This is a genomic window from Iamia sp., from assembly GCF_035575815.1.
Classification (GTDB): Bacteria; Actinomycetota; Acidimicrobiia; order Acidimicrobiales; family Iamiaceae; genus Iamia.
On the sequence record NZ_DATLXO010000082.1, the window covers coordinates 1 to 16,668 of the forward strand.

16 protein-coding genes and 1 pseudogene are annotated in these 16,668 nt (G+C 70.7%); 7 read left to right on the forward strand and 10 right to left on the reverse strand.

The features are described from left to right. A partial coding sequence (locus VNL12_RS08660) for a hypothetical protein (protein WP_325593581.1) occupies positions 1 to 219 on the forward strand: 219 nt, incomplete at its 5' end. An 84-nt stretch (positions 220 to 303) separates the two neighbouring features. On the opposite strand, the gene uvrC is transcribed toward VNL12_RS08660, so the two are convergent. Next, positions 304 to 2,163, reverse strand: coding sequence for an excinuclease ABC subunit UvrC (gene uvrC, locus VNL12_RS08665; protein ID WP_325593583.1), 1,860 nt, complete (start codon positions 2,161 to 2,163; stop codon positions 304 to 306). 4 nt (positions 2,164 to 2,167) lie between these two features. Next, entirely contained in the window at positions 2,168 to 2,659 is a 492-nt protein-coding gene (locus VNL12_RS08670; protein WP_325593584.1) for a hypothetical protein, read from the reverse strand. A gap of 719 nt (positions 2,660 to 3,378) precedes the next feature. Between VNL12_RS08670 and VNL12_RS08675 the strand changes: the two genes are divergently transcribed. Then, positions 3,379 to 4,593: a quinolinate synthase gene (locus VNL12_RS08675; protein ID WP_325593586.1), complete on the forward strand. Its 1,215-nt coding sequence runs from the start codon at positions 3,379 to 3,381 to the stop codon at positions 4,591 to 4,593. A gap of 155 nt (positions 4,594 to 4,748) precedes the next feature. Then, positions 4,749 to 6,305, forward strand: a complete 1,557-nt coding sequence (locus VNL12_RS08680; RefSeq protein WP_325593588.1) for a hypothetical protein — start codon at positions 4,749 to 4,751, stop codon at positions 6,303 to 6,305. Here the strand turns inward: VNL12_RS08680 and VNL12_RS20890 are convergent. The 4 genes and pseudogenes from VNL12_RS20890 to VNL12_RS08695 form a co-directional block, all read right to left on the reverse strand. Then, a pseudogene (locus VNL12_RS20890) lies at positions 6,199 to 6,886 on the reverse strand (excinuclease ABC subunit A); the annotation flags it as partial. The gene VNL12_RS08680 and the pseudogene VNL12_RS20890 overlap by 107 nt on opposite strands. A gap of 26 nt (positions 6,887 to 6,912) precedes the next feature. Continuing rightward, entirely contained in the window at positions 6,913 to 7,182 is a 270-nt protein-coding gene (locus tag VNL12_RS08685) for a hypothetical protein (protein ID WP_325593590.1), read from the reverse strand. A gap of 72 nt (positions 7,183 to 7,254) precedes the next feature. After that, entirely contained in the window at positions 7,255 to 10,110 is a 2,856-nt protein-coding gene (gene uvrA / locus VNL12_RS08690) for an excinuclease ABC subunit UvrA (RefSeq protein ID WP_325593592.1), read from the reverse strand. A gap of 256 nt (positions 10,111 to 10,366) precedes the next feature. Beyond that, entirely contained in the window at positions 10,367 to 10,549 is a 183-nt protein-coding gene (locus tag VNL12_RS08695) for a hypothetical protein (RefSeq protein WP_325593594.1), read from the reverse strand. A 361-nt stretch (positions 10,550 to 10,910) separates the two neighbouring features. Here VNL12_RS08695 and VNL12_RS08700 point away from each other — a divergent pair, with 361 nt between their 5' ends. Next, positions 10,911 to 11,348, forward strand: a complete 438-nt coding sequence (locus tag VNL12_RS08700) for a hypothetical protein (protein WP_325593596.1) — start codon at positions 10,911 to 10,913, stop codon at positions 11,346 to 11,348. Between the two features lie 64 nt (positions 11,349 to 11,412). Here VNL12_RS08700 and uvrB read toward each other — a convergent pair whose 3' ends face one another. After that, on the reverse strand, positions 11,413 to 13,464 hold the full coding sequence (uvrB, locus tag VNL12_RS08705; RefSeq protein WP_325593598.1) for an excinuclease ABC subunit UvrB: 2,052 nt from the start codon (positions 13,462 to 13,464) through the stop codon (positions 11,413 to 11,415). Positions 13,465 to 13,630: 166 nt separating this feature from the next. On the opposite strand from uvrB, the gene VNL12_RS08710 reads away from it, so the two are divergent. Further along, positions 13,631 to 13,876, forward strand: a complete 246-nt coding sequence (locus tag VNL12_RS08710; protein WP_325593600.1) for a hypothetical protein — start codon at positions 13,631 to 13,633, stop codon at positions 13,874 to 13,876. Between the two features lie 10 nt (positions 13,877 to 13,886). Next, on the forward strand, positions 13,887 to 14,321 hold the full coding sequence (locus tag VNL12_RS08715) for a type II toxin-antitoxin system VapC family toxin (protein ID WP_325593602.1): 435 nt from the start codon (positions 13,887 to 13,889) through the stop codon (positions 14,319 to 14,321). Here VNL12_RS08715 and coaE read toward each other — a convergent pair. Beyond that, positions 14,310 to 14,927: a dephospho-CoA kinase gene (gene coaE, locus VNL12_RS08720; RefSeq protein WP_325593604.1), complete on the reverse strand. Its 618-nt coding sequence runs from the start codon at positions 14,925 to 14,927 to the stop codon at positions 14,310 to 14,312. The two genes, VNL12_RS08715 and coaE, sit on opposite strands and share 12 nt — an antisense overlap. Positions 14,928 to 15,125: 198 nt before the next feature. Between coaE and VNL12_RS21350 the strand changes: the two genes are divergently transcribed. After that, positions 15,126 to 15,536 (forward strand): hypothetical protein, encoded by a 411-nt coding sequence (locus VNL12_RS21350; protein ID WP_325593606.1) that lies wholly within the window; start codon positions 15,126 to 15,128, stop codon positions 15,534 to 15,536. An 8-nt stretch (positions 15,537 to 15,544) separates the two neighbouring features. Here VNL12_RS21350 and VNL12_RS08730 read toward each other — a convergent pair whose 3' ends face one another. Beyond that, positions 15,545 to 15,700, reverse strand: coding sequence for a hypothetical protein (locus VNL12_RS08730; RefSeq protein ID WP_325593608.1), 156 nt, complete (start codon positions 15,698 to 15,700; stop codon positions 15,545 to 15,547). A 60-nt stretch (positions 15,701 to 15,760) separates the two neighbouring features. Then, positions 15,761 to 16,668: hypothetical protein (locus VNL12_RS08735; protein ID WP_325593610.1), on the reverse strand; the 908-nt coding region annotated here is incomplete at its 5' end.

Below are 16,668 nucleotides of genomic sequence, written 5' to 3' on the forward strand. Positions count from 1 at the left end.
GAGCGCGGCGACGCGTCGGGCGGGGACGTTGACAGGTCGGACACGGCTCACCTCCGAGGCAGAAGCGACGACCACCACCGGTGGGCGTCGAGCAGGAACGGGGAGAGGACCGCAACCCTGGTCCTCGAAGGGAGAACCGCACTCTATCGAACACCTGTTCGCGACGTCAACCCGCAACCGAAAGAAATCTACGATCGGCTCGCCGCCCCTTGCGGCTGATCAGGGACCAGCGCCACCGCCCATGACGCACCCGACGATGTCGACGGCGCCACCGACAAGGCAGACCCCGACCGCCGATGCCGCTCAGGGCTTGTGGGCGGTGGCGTGGACCGCTTCGGCGACCGTGTCGGGCAACCACGACAGCGCCTTGAGGTCATCGAGCGACGCCGCCTGCACGGCGCGCACGCCGCCCAGCTCCTTGAGCAGGCGCTTGCGGCGGGTCTCGCCCAGGCCGGCGATGCCGTCGAGGACCGACGTGGTCATCCGCTTGTCGCGCAGCTGGCGGTGGTAGCTGATGGCGAAGCGGTGCGACTCGTCACGGATCCGCTGCAGCAGGTAGAGCGCCTCGGACTGGCGGGGCAGGCGGATCGAGTCGGCCTGGCCGGGAACGAAGACCTCCTCGAAGCGCTTGGCCAGCGAGGCCACCGGGATCTCCTCGTCGAGGCTGAGCTCCTGTAGCACGCGGACCGCCACGCTGAGCTGGCCCTTGCCGCCATCGACGAGCAGCAGCTGGGGCGGGTAGGAGAACCGGCCCTCGCGCTCGCTCACCGGCCTCTCCCGCTCGATCTGGTAGGCGGTGAGGCGCCGGGTGAGCACCTCCTCCATGGCTGCGAAGTCGTCGTTGCCGGCGACGGTCTTGATCTTGAACCGGCGGTACTCGGACTTCTTGGGCAGCCCGTCCTCGAGCACCACCATCGACCCGACGTAGTCGGTGCCCTGGAGGTGGCTCATGTCGTAGCACTCGATGCGCAGCGGCGAGAGGGGCAGGTCGAGGGCCTCCTGCAGCTCGTTGAGGGCTCGGGCCCGGCTGTTGTGGTCACTCGCCCGCTTCAGTCGGTGGCGCACCAGCTCCTCGGTGGCGTTGCGGGTGACGGTCTCGGCCAGCTTCCGCTTGTCGCCCCGCTGGGCCACCCGGATCTCGACCCTGGTGCCCCGCTGCTCGCGGAGGAAGTCCTCGTAGAGCGCCAGGTCGTCGGGGTCGTCGGGCACGATCACGGTGCGGGGGAAGCCGAGCGGCGGCGCCTCCTGGTAGAGCTCGCCGAGGATGCGGCCGATGAGCTCCCCCTCGGCGAGGTCCTCGACCTTGTCGACGACGAAGCCCTTGCGGCCCAGCACCCGCCCCTTGCGGACGAAGAACACCTGCACCGCGGCTTCGAGCTCGTCCTCGGCGATGCCGATCACATCGAGGTCGCCGCCTTCCTCCACCACCATCTGCTGACGCTCGATCGCCTTGCGCACCGTGGCCAGGCGGTCGCGCAGGCGCGCGGCGCGCTCGAACTCGAGCTCGGCCGCCGCGACCCCCATCTCCTTCTCCAGCCGGCGCACGACCTCGTCGGTGTCGCCCTCGAGGAACTTCAGCAGGTCGGCGACGAGCTTGTCGTAGTCGGCCCGCTCGACCTCGCCCACACACGGCCCCGAGCACTTCTCGATGTGGAACAGCAGGCAGGGCTTGCCCAGCTTCCGGTGGCGCTCGAGCTTGGTGTCCGAGCAGGTGCGCAGCGGGAAGGTGCGCAGGAGCAGGTCGAGGGTGTCGCGGATCGCATAGGCGTGGGCGTAGGGCCCGAAGTAGCGGATGCCCTTGCGCCGCTTGCCCCGCATGACCATCGGCCGGGCCCACTCGTCGCTGACGGTCACGGCCAGGAACGGGTAGCTCTTGTCGTCGACCAGGCGGATGTTGAAGCGGGGCCGGTGCTGCTTGATCAGCGAGTACTCGAGCATGAAGGCCTCGACGTCGTTGCGGACCTGGATCCACTCGACGCTCTCGGCCGTGGCCACCATCTGGGCCGTGCGGGGCGGCATGTTCCGCGGGTTCTGGAAGTAGTTCGACAGCCGGGAGCGCAGCGACTTTGCCTTGCCCACGTAGATCACGCGGCCGTGGGCGTCCTTGAACTGGTAGCTGCCGGGCGCGTCGGGGATCGAGCCGGCGGGAGGGCGTTGGACCACCCTCCTAGGGTGCCCGATCAGGCCCCACGCGCGTGGTCTCGGGTTCGGATGCCAAGGTCAGCTCGTCATCACCATCGACGCCGAGGTGGGCGCCGACCACCAGCCACCCCGTGCCAAGCAGGCCGGCCACGAGGGCCAGGTAGTTCGGCTGGAAGGTGCGGGCCGGGATGAGAAGGCCGAGGAGTACCAGAACGGAGCTGACCGGCAAGATGCCGACGTGGTCGACCCGGCGGGCCAGGGCCACCGCGGCGGCCAGCCCTCCGGCCAGGAAGGCCACCACGAAGGCCATGATCGCCGCGCCTCGGGCCCAGCCCGGCTCGGGTCGCCGGGCCAGCGCCACGAGGGCGGCGACGACGACCAGGCCCATGACCCACCGGGGGTCGGCCCCGAACCCGGTCGCCCGTTCGAGCACGACGCCGGGCACGGCGACGAGGAACGCGGCGGGTAGGTACGGCATGTGGTCGACGACGGGGTTGGGGGTCGCGGTCTCGGGCACCACCCGGAGCACCAGCCACGACGAGGGGAGGTCGTCGCCGAAGGACTCGGCGTAGGGTTGCGGCCCGAGAGCAGGTCGTCGGCCGCGGCCCGCGTCACGTGCACGCCGCCGTCGTGGGCTGCCTCCTGCGGTGGTCCGGGCCGCTCGACCAGCTCGGCGGTGCGGAGGGCGAGGGGCACCATGAGGGCGGCGATGGCGAGTCCCGCGGCCAGCGCGCCCCGAGGCCGCAGGGCGACGAGCCACAGGGGCACCGCCAGGCCCGAGACCAGCCACAGCGCCAGGGCGCTGGAGGGGACGGTGGAGGCCGTGGCGAAGCCGTAGAGCGCCGCCGACACGGCGAGCGTGCCGGCCATGGCGGCCCACCGCCGCAGCGGGGAGTCGAGCATCCCCTCCGGTAGGAGTGGCGCGCTGGCACCGGGTCCGCCGGTGGTCCCCGAGGGGACCGGGCGGGCTCGGGTCGCCGACGTCACCCCCTCCTCGTCGGCGGCCCGGCCATGTCCGTGAGGTCGGTGGAGCATCGAGCGGGACGTCGTCGGGGCAGGGATCGGGAATCACCGTCGCACGGCACAGGTTCCAGTCATCAAGCGGCGTACACTTGTCGCCACACGGCCGGCCTGGTACCCGGCTCCATATCGGTTCCGAGACCGACATCCCCGTGGCGAGGCGACCAGGCTGTCCCCACCGGTCAACATCGGAACCCTCTTCGGAGGTCCCACCTCATGATCCGGCTCCAGACCCCGCTACCCGAGCAGTACACCGCAGCGTCCGACAGCGACCTCTCCGCCCGGATTGCCGCGGCCAAGGAGACCCTCGGCGAACGCCTCTTCATCCTCGGCCACCACTACCAGCGTGACGAGGTGATGCGCTGGGCCGATGCCCGGGGTGACTCGTACCGGCTCTCGGTGCTGGCCCAGGAGCGACCGGAGGCCGACTACATCGTGTTCTGCGGCGTGCACTTCATGGCCGAGTCGGCCGACGTGCTGACCGATGACCACCAGCAGGTGATCCTCCCGGACCTGAACGCCGGCTGCTCGATGGCCGACATGGCCGACATCGACGAGGTCACCGAGGCATGGGAGGCGCTGGCCGAGGTCATCGACATCGAGCGGGTCGTGCCCATCACCTACATGAACAGCGCGGCGTCGCTGAAGGCGTTCGTGGGCGAGCACGGTGGTGCGGTGTGCACCTCGACCAACGCCCGCCAGGTGCTCGATTGGGCGTTCGAGGGGGGCGACACGGAGGGAGGCGCCAGCCGATCGACCCAGCACGCACAGCGCGGTGTCGGCGAAGCCGACGACCCTGCAGCGATCGTGGCGAACGCCCGCGCCGAGGGGCGCAAGGTGCTGTTCTTCCCGGATCAGCACCTGGGGCGCAACACCGGCATCGCCATGGGCTACGACCACGACGACATGCGGGTCTGGAACCCCCGCCTCGAGCGGGGCGGGCTGAGCGAGACCGACTGCAAGGAGGCCACGTTCCTGCTCTGGAAGGGGCACTGCTCGGTGCACCAGCGGTTCCGGCCCGAGCACGTCGAGGCCTTCCGCGCCGAGCACCCCGACGGCATCGTCCTCGCCCACCCGGAGTGCTCCCACGAGCTGTGCTCGGTGGCCGACCAGGTCGGCTCCACCGACTACATCATCAAGGCCGTCGGCGCCGCGCCCGCTGGCAGCACCATCGCCGTGGCCACCGAGATCCACCTGGTGCAGCGCCTCGCGGATGAGACGCCGGACAAGACCGTCGTGTCGCTCGACCCGCTGATCTGCCCGTGCTCGACCATGTTCCGCATCGACGCCCCGCACCTCTGCTGGGTGCTCGAGAACCTGGTCGAGGGCAACGTCGTCAACCGCATCACCGTCGACCCCGACACCCAGCAGTGGGCAAGGGTCGCCCTGCAGCGCATGCTCGACATCACTGAGGCCGCAGTCCCGGCCTGATCACGGGCCGCCGGTCGTGTCCTGCGACAGCGCGACCGGTGACGGGTCGTCGTGGTCGCGCGGTGAGATGCCATCCAGGCGAAGGCGTGAGGTCACGCCAGTGACCCCACGTCTTCGCCTCAACCCGTGCCCGCGGCCGCCGAAAGGTGCGGGGCATGACGTCGGCCCTGACCCGAGAGCGCGCCGCCACGGGTGGCCTCGCAGGGCGGCCCGACCAGGCCCTCGAGACTGATTCCGGCTCGGGTTCGGGCCCGCCCGAGCTGTGGTGGCGGGTCACCGGGCCGGGCCTGCTGGTGGCGGCGGTCTGCGTCTTCGTCGGCCTCGACCGAGCGTCGCTGTGGCGGGACGAGGCCTACACGCTAGGTGCCGTCCACCAGCTCGGTCCCACGCTGCGGGAGACCAGCGCCACGATGGGCCTCTACTACGCCGTGCTATCGGTGTGGGCGACGGTGTCGGACTCGATCTGGTGGATGCGGGCGCTCTCGGCGCTTTTCGCCCTCGGGGCCCTCGCCCTGCTCGGACGCCTGGCAACGGGCCTGGTCGGGTCGGCCACCGCCCGCCGAGCCTGCCTCTTTCTCGGCCTCTCGGTGCTCTTCGTGCGCTACGCCCAGGAGGCCCGCTCCTACGCGCTGGTGCTGCTCCTCACAACGGCCTCGTGGCTCGTCCTCCACCGCGCCCTTGCGGCGACCGATGCCGAGCCGGCCCGTGCCCGGCGCCTGTGGTGGCTCCACACGGTGCTCTGCACGCTCATGCCGCTGGGCCACGGCCTCGCCGCTCTCCAGGTGCTGGCGCAGCCCGCCGCGCTGCTCGCCGGGCGCGCCGACCGCCGGGCATGGGTCGGGGCCCTGCCCGGCGTGACGGGATCCCTCATCGTCACCGCCGGTCTCCTCACCGTGGGGGCCTCTGATGTCGGCAACTGGATCCAGCCGCTGAACGCCGGGCAGATCGGGGACAACGCCTCGGCATTCACCTCGAGCTCGCCTCCGCTGATGCTCGTGTTGGTCGCTCTGATCGGCGTCGGAGCGGTCCTGGCGTTGCGTCGGGCGCGCAGTGCGACGCCGGGCCGAGTCCGAACCGAGCTGGTGATCCCCGTCGCCTGGGCGGTTGTCCCGCCCGTCCTGCTGCTCGGCCTGTCGATCGTACGGCCCTCCTTGGTCCCGCGCTACCTCATCGGGAGCACGCCTGGTGTGGCCCTGCTACTGGCCCTGGCATGCCGGCGGCTCGATGACGCCAGGGGGCGGGTACGGCTGCCCCTGGCCGCCGCGCTCACGGGTGCCGTACTCCTCGTCGGCCAAATCGGGATCCACGGCCCGGCCGGAGATGACTGGCGGGCGGCGGCCCGCACGGTGGCCGCGCGCGCTGAGCCCGGTGACCGGATCCTTTTGGCCGAGTCCGAGGTCCGACCCGCCTTCGAAGCGGCGTGGCGCGAGGTGGACGATCCGCCGGCGCTACCGCTCGTCAATAGCCCCAGACCCCTGGGAGAGGTGCTCCGGATCGAGCCGCTGCTCGCCGACGAGGAATCCTGGATTCAGGCCCGCGACATCGAGCGCGTGTGGCTCGTCGACGAGGAACGGGCTCCGGAGCGGGTCCAGGCGCTCGATTTCCTCACCGACCCGGCAACCGGCGAGCCCACCCACCGGCTGGCCGGGACGTGGAACGCAGACACGGGCGTGACCGCCCACCTGCTGGTGCGCGTAGACGCACCGACATGAGCGACCGGGAGCCGGGAGCGGCCGAACACCGCCGACGTTGCCGGCGCCCGCCTACCCCCGCCCATCGAGGCCCGGGGCCGAGGAAGCGGCCGGTGTGGCTCTCGGGGGACCTTGGAGACCCAGCTCGGGGCTGCCCTCGGCCACGACCATCCCTCCCCCGCTGCCACCTTCGGGGCCCAGGTCGATGAGCCAATTGGCGACATCCGAGGTTGTGCTCGGTGACCAGCACGGTGTTGCCCTTGATCGACCAGACGTGAGAGCACCGTGAGCAGGCGCCGGATGTCCTGCGAAGTGCAGGCCGGTCGTGGGCTCATCGAGCAGGTAGATGGTGTGCCCGGTGGAGGGCTTGGAGAGCTCCGAGGCCAGCTTGATGGCTGGGCCTCACCACCCGAGAGCGTCGGCGCCAGCTGACCCGAGGCGGATGTAGTCCAAGCCCACGTCGACCAGGTCTGCAGGTGGTTGGGCGATCGGCCGCTGGTTGACGAAGAACTCCAGCGCCTCCTCACACGGATGGCCAGCACCTCGGCCACCGTCTTGCCCTTGAACGTGACGTCGAGGGTCTCACGGTTGTACCGGGCCCCTTCCGCCCGACCTCGGGCAGCGATCGCTATCGACTGGTGACCGCCGTGCCGTAGCGCTTGCGCGCCGCTTCGCCGGAGACACCGAGAACCACTCCGATGGCCAACCACGAGAGCCCGTCAGACCGAGCGGCGGCCACGGTCTCGGCGAGAGCGCGGTCAGCGTGGGCCGACGCAAGTGTTGCGCTCCGCAGGACCGCGACGTCGTCGCGGTGGCCGTTGCCGTCGGGCTCGGCTGCCTCAACCTGGGTGGCCAGGGTCTCGGCGTGGTCGATGATCTCCTGCAGAGATCGGGGCATGGTGGTCACCTCGGGGTTTGGTCAGGACGGCCGGCGCGGTCGGGTCCGGTGGCCATGAGGACGTCGGCGGCCTCAGCCTCTGCCGCTGAGCACAGGACCGAGGAAGCGGCCGGTGTGGCTCTCGGACACCTTGGCCACCAGCTCGGGGCTGCCCTCGGCCACGACCATGCCACCGCCGCTGCCACCCTCGGGCCCCAGGTCGATCAGCCAGTCGGCGGTCTTGATCACATCAAGGTTGTGCTCGATGACGAGCACCGTGTTGCCCTGGTCGACCAGGCGCGACAGCACTGTGAGCAAGCGCCGGATGTCCTCGAAGTGCAGGCCGGTGGTGGGCTCATCGAGCAGGTAGATCGTGTGCCCCGTCGAGCGTTTGGAGAGCTCCGAGGCCAGCTTGATGCGCTGAGCCTCACCCCCCGAGAGGGTGGGCGCCGGCTGGCCCAGGCGGATGTAGCCCAGGCCCACGTCGACCAGGGTCTGCATGTGCCGGGCGATCGGGGGCTGGTTGGCGAAGAACTCCAGCGCCTCCTCACACGGCATGGCCAGAACCTCGGCCACCGTCTTGCCCTTGAACGTGATGTCGAGGGTCTCACGGTTGTACCGGGCGCCCTTGCACACCTCGCACGGCACGTAGACGTCGGGCAGGAAGTGCATCTCGATCTTGATCGTGCCGTCCCCCGCGCACGCCTCGCAGCGCCCGCCCTTCACGTTGAACGAGAACCGCCCCGGCAGGTAGCCGCGGACCTTGGCCTCCTGGGTCTGGGCGAAGAGCTTCCGGACGTGATCCCAGACCCCCGTGTAGGTGGCGGGGTTCGACCGGGGGGTGCGGCCGATCGGTGACTGGTCGATGTTGATGACCTTGTCGAGCAGCTCGATGCCATCGATGCGCTTGTGGCGCCCGGGCGGCACCTTGGCCCGGTAGATCGTCTGCATCAGCGACCGCAGGAGGATGTCGTTGATCAACGTCGACTTGCCCGACCCCGACACGCCGGTGATCGACACGAAGCACCCGAGGGGGATGTCGACGTCGATGCCGGTGAGGTTGTGCTCCCGGGCCCCCTTGATCGAAAGCCACTCGTCGCCCGGCTCGCGCCGCACCTCGGGCACCGGGATCGATCGCTTCCCCGAAAGGTACTGGCCGGTGACCGACGCCTTGCTCGTGAGCAGACCCTCGTAGGGGCCGGCGTAGACGACCTCGCCGCCGTGCTCGCCGGCGCCGGGGCCGATGTCGACGACGTGGTCGGCCACCGCGATGGTCTCCTCGTCGTGCTCGACGACGAGCACCGTGTTGCCCAGGTCGCGCAGGCGCATGAGGGTCTCGATGAGGCGCTTGTTGTCGCGCTGGTGCAGGCCGATCGACGGCTCGTCGAGCACGTAGAGCACGCCGACCAGCCCGGAACCGATCTGGCTGGCCAGGCGGATCCGCTGGGCCTCACCCCCGGCCAGGGTGGCAGCCGAGCGCGACAGCGACAGGTAGTCGAGCCCGACGTCGAGCAGGAAGCTCAGCCGGGCGTTGATCTCCTTGAGCACCGCCTCGGCGATGAGCCGGTCACGCTCGGAGAGCACCACCGCGCCCAGCACCCCGGCGACGTCGCGGATCGACATGGCCGAGAGCTCGGAGATCGCCCGGCCGTCGATGGTGACCGACCGGATGAACGGCTTGAGGCGGGTGCCGTCGCACTCGGGGCAGGGCACCTCGCGCATGTAGCCCTCGAACTGCTCGCGCTGGGAGTCGCTCTCGGTGTCGGAGTGGCGCCGCTGGAGCCACGGGATCACACCCTCGTAGGCGGCGTGGTAGGTGCGGACCCGCCCGTAGCGGTTCTTGTACCGGACCTCGACCCGGCCGATGCCCTTGCCGTGCAGCAGCTTGTTCTGCTGGGCCGCCTTGAGCGACCGCCACGGCACGTCGAGGGGGATGTCGTGCTCGATGCCGACGGCCTCGAGGATGCGGTGGAACCAGGTGGCGTGCCCGCTGGCCCAGGGGTGGATGGCCCCGTCGGTGATGCTGAGGTCGGGGTCGGGCACGATCAGCTCGGGGTCGACCTCGAAGCGGGTGCCCAGGCCGTCGCAGCGGGGGCAGGCGCCGTAGGGCGAGTTGAACGAGAAGCTGCGGGGGGCCAGCTCGTCGAAGCTCTCGCCGTCGACGGGGCAGGCCAGGTGCTGGCTGAAGGTGAGCACCTCGGGCTCGTCCTCGCCCTCGGCCCGCTCCTCGCGGGGGACGAGCTGCACCTCGGCCACCCCGTCGGCGAGGGCCAGGGCGGCCTCCAGCGACTCGGTCAGCCGGTTCTCGATGCCCTCACGACGCACCAGGCGGTCGACGACGACCTCGATGGTGTGCTGCTCGTAGCGGCCCAGGTCGATCTTTTCGGTGAGCTCGTGGAGCTCGCCGTCGATGCGGGCTCGCGAGTAGCCCTGCTGGGAGAGGTCGGCGAGGAGGGTCTCGTAGTTGCCCTTGCGGCCCCGCACGACCGGCGCCAGCACCTGGAAGCGGGTGCCGTCGGGCAGCTCGAGGATGCGGTCGACGATCTGCTGAGGGGTCTGACGGGCGATGACGACGCCGTGGGTGGGGCAGTGCGGGGTCCCGATGCGGGCGAAGAGCAGCCGCAGGTAGTCGTAGATCTCGGTGATGGTGCCGACGGTGGAGCGGGGGTTCTTCGACCCCGACTTCTGGTCGATCGAGATGGCCGGCGAGAGGCCCTCGATGAAGTCGACGTCGGGCTTGTCCATCTGGCCCAGGAACTGCCGGGCGTAGGACGACAGCGACTCCACGTAGCGGCGCTGGCCCTCGGCGTAGATGGTGTCGAACGCCAGGGACGACTTGCCCGAGCCCGACAGCCCGGTGAAGACGATCAGCCGATCGCGGGGCAGGTCGAGGTCGATGCCCCGGAGGTTGTGCTCGCGGGCCCCACGAATGACGAGAGAATCGGACACAGCCCTCCACTGTACCCGCGCCACCAACCCGGCGAACATGCGTACGACGGTCATTCTGAGCCTCGCGCGACGACATGCGCGGCGAAGCCATCGGGCCGGTCGGGAGGAGCGCCGGCTCGGTCTCCGAGCAAGATGATCAGACCGAGGATCGCTGAGCCGGCAGAACACTTGATGCTCCGGCCCGAGGGCTGGCTCTCGAGGCGTCGACCGGCGGGCGGGCGCCCCGTCACCGCCAGCGCCGATGGACGACGGAGGCTCACACCCCGGCCGGATCGGCCGATTGGTCGCCGTGACCACGACCGAGGAGGGCACGGCGGCCGCCGTTGTGGACGTTGCGCCGGTCGGCCCGGCCGACTCTGTGGCCGTGCGACCCCGAGCCGTGGCGGCGACCGCCCTCGTCGCGGCATTGCTCCTCGCCGTCCTCCGACTCCTCAACCACGACCTCGACCCCTCGCAGTTCACGCGCTTCGGCGAGAACATGACCGAGCGCGGACCTGAGGCGAACGGGTTCGTGCGCAACGACACGGGTTACGACGGGCAGTTCTTCCACCGTCTCGCCCGAGCCCCCGGCAGTCGGGCCGAGCGGGTCGACGGGGTGCGGTTCGACCGGCCGGTGTTCCGCACCCGTCGCATCGCGTACCCCGGGGTCACCTGGTTGGCGTCACTCGGGCGGCCGCCGCGCGCTCGTCCCGTGGGCCCTCATCGGTGTCAACGTGGTGGCCACCGCTGCGCTGGCGGCCGGAGCCGCAACCCTGGCGCGAGGGCGGGGTCGCAGCGCCTGGTGGGGTCTGGTCCCGACCATGTGGCCGGGCGTCCTGGTCGGCCTGTCCTACGACTTGTCCGAGGTGATGGCCGCCGCCCTTCTCATCGCCACCGTCCTCGCCCTCCGGCGATCGCGCTGGACCTTCGCCACCGTCACCCTCACGGCTTCGGTGATGACCCGGGAGACCGCCGTCATCATGGCGGGAGCGGTCGTGCTGGCGGCGTTGTCGACGCGGGTCGGCTCCCGGTCTGATGCACGGTGGTGGGGTCGAGGTCCGGTCCCGCCCGTCAGCGTCGGGCTGGTGCCGATCGGGGCGATGGTTGGTTGGCACCTCGTCCTCAGCTGGTGGTTCGCGGGCGACGAGGTGGACTTCCGCTACCCCACCGAGATCATCCTGCTCGGGTTCGTGTTGATGCTTGACCTCGCCCCCGGCTCCGCACCCAGCTGGCCAAGGTGCTCGGGGTCCTGTTCGTGACCTCACTGCCCGTCTGGCTCACCATCTGACCCGGCGCCGGTCGACCCAACGGCGCAGACCAGGCTCAGCCGACCTGGCGGAGCTCGCGCTTGAGGTCCTTGATCTCGTCCCGGAGGCGCGCCGCGTACTCGAAGCGCAGGTCCGAGCTGGCCTCGTGCATCTCCTCCTCGAGGGTGTGGATGAGCCGGGCCAGCTCCTCGCCGGGCAGGTTGGCCAGCTCCTCACGGCGGGCCTTGTCCGCCGCGCTGTCGCGCCGCCGGTCACCGCCGGGGACGGGGGTGGTCTCGGCCGGGCGCATCAGGGCCAGGATGTCGGTGACGGCCTTGCGGATGGTCTGGGGGTCGATGCCGTGCTCGATGTTGTAGGCCTGCTGCAGTCCCCGCCGCCGGTTGGTCTCGCTGATGGCCCGCTGCATCGAGGGCGTCACCTTGTCCGCGTACATGATCACCTGGCCCTCGACGTTGCGGGCGGCGCGGCCGATGGTCTGGATCAGCGACGTCTCGCTGCGGAGGAAGCCCTCCTTGTCGGCGTCGAGGATCGCCACCAGCGACACCTCGGGCAGGTCGAGGCCCTCGCGCAGCAGGTTGATGCCGACCAACACGTCGAACCCACCGAGGCGCAGGTCGCGGAGGATCTCGATGCGCTGGATCGTGTCGACCTCGCTGTGGAGGTAGCGAACCTTCACACCCAGCTCGAGCAGGTAGTCGCTGAGGTCCTCGGCCATCTTCTTGGTGAGGGTCGTGACCAGCACCCGATCACCGCGGGTGACCCGACCGTTGATCTGCTCCATCAGGTCGTCGATCTGGCCCTTGGTCGGCTTCACCACGACCTCGGGGTCGACGAGCCCGGTGGGCCGCACCACCTGCTCGACCACGTTGGTGGAGCGTTCCAGCTCGTAGGGGCCGGGGGTGGCCGACAGGAAGAGGGTCTGGCCGATGCGCTCCATGAACTCCTCGAAGCGCAGAGGCCGGTTGTCGGCCGCTGAGGGCAGTCGGAACCCGTGCTCGATCAGGTTCTCCTTGCGGCTGCGGTCGCCCTCGTACTGGCCGTGGAGCTGGGGGACGGTCTGGTGGCTCTCGTCGATCACCATCAGGAAGTCACGGGGGAAGTAGTCGAGCAGCGTGGACGGAGCCTCGCCCGGTGAGCGGCCGTCGATCGGCGCCGAGTAGTTCTCGATGCCGTTGCAGAAGCCCACCTCGGCCATCATCTCGAGGTCGTACTGGGTGCGCATGCGAAGGCGCTGGGCCTCGAGCAGCTTGCCCTCGGACTCGAAGAGCGCCAGGCGCTCCTGGAGCTCGGCCTCGATGCGGACGATGGCCCGCTTCAGCCGTTCGTCGCCGGCGACGTAGTGGGTGGCCGGCAGCAGGACGAACTCGTCGTGGGTGCGGACCTTCTCCCCGGTGACGGGGTCGATGGTGAGCATATTTTCGATCTCGTCGCCGAAGAGCTCGATGCGCAGCGCCGTCTCGTCGTAGGCGGGGTGGATCTCGATGGTGTCGCCCCGGACCCGGAACGTGCCCCGGGTGAGGTTCATGTCGTTGCGGTCGTACTGCATGTCGACGAAGCGCCGCAGCATGGCCCGCTGGTCGAGCGACTCGCCTTTGCGCAGGACGAACATCGACTCCTTGTACTCAGCCGGTGAGCCCAGGCCGTAGATGCACGACACCGACGCCACCACGATGACGTCGCGCCGGGTGAGCAGCGCGGCGGTGGTCGAGTGCCGCAACCGCTCGATCTCGTCGTTGACCGATGAGTCCTTCTCGATGTAGGTGTCGCTGGAGGCCATGTAGGCCTCGGGCTGGTAGTAGTCGTAGTAGCTCACGAAGTACTCGACCGCGTTGTGCGGGAAGAACTCCTTGAACTCGTTCGCCAGCTGGGCCGCCAGCGACTTGTTGGGCGCCAGCACGAGGGTGGGGCGCTGCACCTTCTCGATGGTCCAGGCCACGGTGGCCGACTTGCCCGAGCCGGTGATGCCGAGCAGCGTCTGGAAGCGTTCGCCGCCGTCGATGCCCTCGGCCAGGCCCTCGACCGCCTGCGGCTGGTGCCCCGCCGGGGAGAACTCCGAGACGACCTCGAAGGGTCGGGCAAGGCTGGTGGTCGCGGGAGCGTGGGCCATGCCGCCAGGCTACCGAGGGGGTGTGACACCCAGTCCGGAGCCGGTCGGGCCGGGCGGCGTCGGGCCGGCGGCGTCGGCGATCGTGGCCGGGCGTCCCAGGCGTGGGCACGAGGCCCTCACCCGGCTGACAGCAAGACATCAGATTCGATGACGCTATGATGCGACGGTGCGCACCACGGTGACCCTCGACACCGACACCGAGCAGCTGGTCCGCACCCGCATGCGCGAGCGCCGGGTCTCGTTCAAGCAGGCCCTCAACGACGCCATCCGCGAGGGAGCGGTCCCCTGCGCCGGGTTCCGCACCGAGACGGCGTCGATGGGCGAGTCGCGGGTCATCCTCGACCGGGCCCTCCAGCTCGCCGGCCAGCTCGAGGACGACGACCTGGTCCGCAGGGCGCGCGCCGGGTCGTGAGGGTCGACGCATGAACGTTGTCGATGCCAACGTCCTGCTCTACGCCGTCAACCTCGACGCCACCCACCACGACGAGGCCCGGACCTGGCTTGACCGAGCCCTGTCGGGCGACGCAACCGTCGGCTTCGCCTGGCTGGCGCTGCTCGCGTTCGCCCGCCTCTCGACCAAGATCGACCTGTTCCCTCGGCCTCTGACGACCGACCAGGCCTTCGATCGCATCGATGCCTGGCTCGCCGCGCCGCCCGCCGTCGTGGTCGAGTCGACGCCGCGCCACGCCGCCGTCGTGCGCGACCTGCTGGGCGCCGTCGGCGTCGGCGGCAACCTTGTCAACGACGCCCACCTCGCCGCACTGGCGATCGAGCACCGGGGCCAGATCGTGTCGTACGACAACGACTTCTCCCGCTTCCCCGGCATCACCTGGCAGCGCCCCAGCTCATCTGCGTGACGGAGCCGCCGCCGGGGGGAGGGCGGTCAGCCGGGGCCAGAGCTGCTCGACCTGTCGGTGAAGCTCCTCGCGGCTCCCGGAGTTGTCGATCACCACATCGGCGCGAGCCACCCGGTCGGCCCGCGACGCCTGGCGGGCCATGCGGGCCCGGACGTCGTCCTCGCGCATCTGACGCTGAGCGACGAGGCGCGACACCGCCACCTCGGGATCCACGTCGACGACGACCAGCGCCGACATGTCCGCCCTGCCCGACTCCACGAGCAGGGGGACGTCGAGCACCACCACCCGGTCAGATCCGGACTCGGCCTCGAGCCGACGAGCGATCTCGGCGCCCACCGCGGGGTGGACCAGGGCGTTGAGGGCGGCCAGGGCCTCGCCGTTCGAGAAGACCACGTCGGCCAGGGCCTGGCGGTCGAGCGTGCCGTCGGCGGCCCGCACGCCGGGCCCGAAGCGCTCCACGATGGCATCGAGCACGGGTTGGCCGGGGGCCTGGAGCTCTCGGGTGATGGCATCGGCGTCGATGACGACCGCACCCCGGTCGCCCAGCAGGGCCGAGACCGTCGACTTGCCGCTCCCGATCCCTCCGGTGAGGCCGACGAGGATCATGGGACGCGGACCGTACCAGGCCGTCCCCGTCCCCCGACCAGGGAGCGCCGCCCCGTGGCGCGCGGCACATCAACGTCGAGGCCGACCGCCAGCACTCCCTGGCCCTCGACCACCTGGGCCGCCTCTCGGACGCCAACGCCCTGCTCTTCGCCCTCCACCGGGTGGCCCAGAGCCTGCCGAGCTCCCTCGATGCTCACCATGCACGCGGACCGCGAGGTGCTGCGGGCCGCCATCGACGCCGGCGCCGCCGGGTACCTCGTGAAGGACTGCTCCATCGACGAGATCGCGGAGGTGATCCGGACGGCCACCGACGACGAGAGCCCCCTGTCCCCCGCCCTGGCCGCCTCGATGCTCCACGAGGTCCGTCACCTCGACGAGCCCGACGAGCCCGACCGGGTGGTGACCAAGCGCGAAGAGAAGATCCTCCAGCTCATCGCCGATGGCTGCAGCACCGGTGAGGTGACCGAGAGCTCTGCATCAGCCAGAAGACGGTCAAGAACCACCTGGCGTCGATCTACCAGAAGCTCGACGCCCGCGACCGCACCCAGGCCGTGCTCCAAGCGGTGCGGATGGGCATCGTCCGCCTCGGCTGAGAGGCGTGCCGAGTAACCGGACCGCTACCGACAGTTCGCCGGTAGCGGGGTGCCGTCGGCGGCGGCGGCGATGCAGCTCCCGGACCGATCCAGGTCCCCACCCGCGCTCGTGCCCAGGTACGTCATGGCGCCGACGCAGGCCAGGGCGATGAGGGCGATCAGCAGGGCGTACTCGACCACCCTCCATCGGCGGGGCGGGCCCGGCGTGCATGGGCCGGATGGCTCGGATCCCACCCAGCGTCACGCCACGGGTATCGCGACCACCCAGCGCGAACCTTGACGCACGACCTCCCACCGGTCCGAGCGGTCGAGGGCTGCGCTCAGCGGGGTGTCGGCCGCCCAGAGCACGGCGGTGGCCCCGTGGCGTTCGAGCACCCGGTCCCATTCGGGGCCCGCGCGCACCAGCTCGCGGTAGTCCTCGATCAGCTCGAGCGGGTACATGTCGACCCGGTCGTCGATGAAGACCCGGGCCTCGGTGCCCCGCCGGGCCTCACGGTAGTTCCCGACGAAGTCCTGGGCCACGACCCGGGACCCTTCGCCCCAGAGCCCCTCGTCCTCCATCCACGCCACCTCGTCCTCGGGGTAGGCGCCGAGCCCGGTGTGGGACTGGCTCAGCGCCGCGGTCGAGAACACGACGGCCAGCACGCCGACGGCCACCAGCGCCGGACGCAGGATGGTGCGCCGCACCGCCGCCACCTCCGGGCCGAGGTGCACCACGGCGCCGGCGAGCACGGGGACCAACACCAGCAGCAGCGGGCCCTGGTTGCGGGCCGAGGTCAGGGCCAGGCCGCCGAAGACCACCAGCGGCAGGGCGTCGCGCCAGCGGGGCGTTCGGACCAGCCCGAGCACGGCCACGAGCAGCAGGCCGGCGACAAGCAGCTGGGACCACGACCGGTAGCTGGGTGCCTGCCACTCGACGACCGACTCGAAGGCCTCCGAGCGGGCGCCCACGGTGAGGGGGAAGATCAAGAGGCGGGGGCCGAGGGGGTTGACGGCGCCCAGCAGCAGCCCGGCGCCCGCCCAGCCCAGGGCGCGGACCTCGGGACCCCACGACCCCCGGTCGAGGCGGGCCCCGACGGCCACGAGGGCGAGCAGCACCACGGCGAAGGGGAACGAGCCGTGGGTGTTGACCCAGACCCAGCCCACGG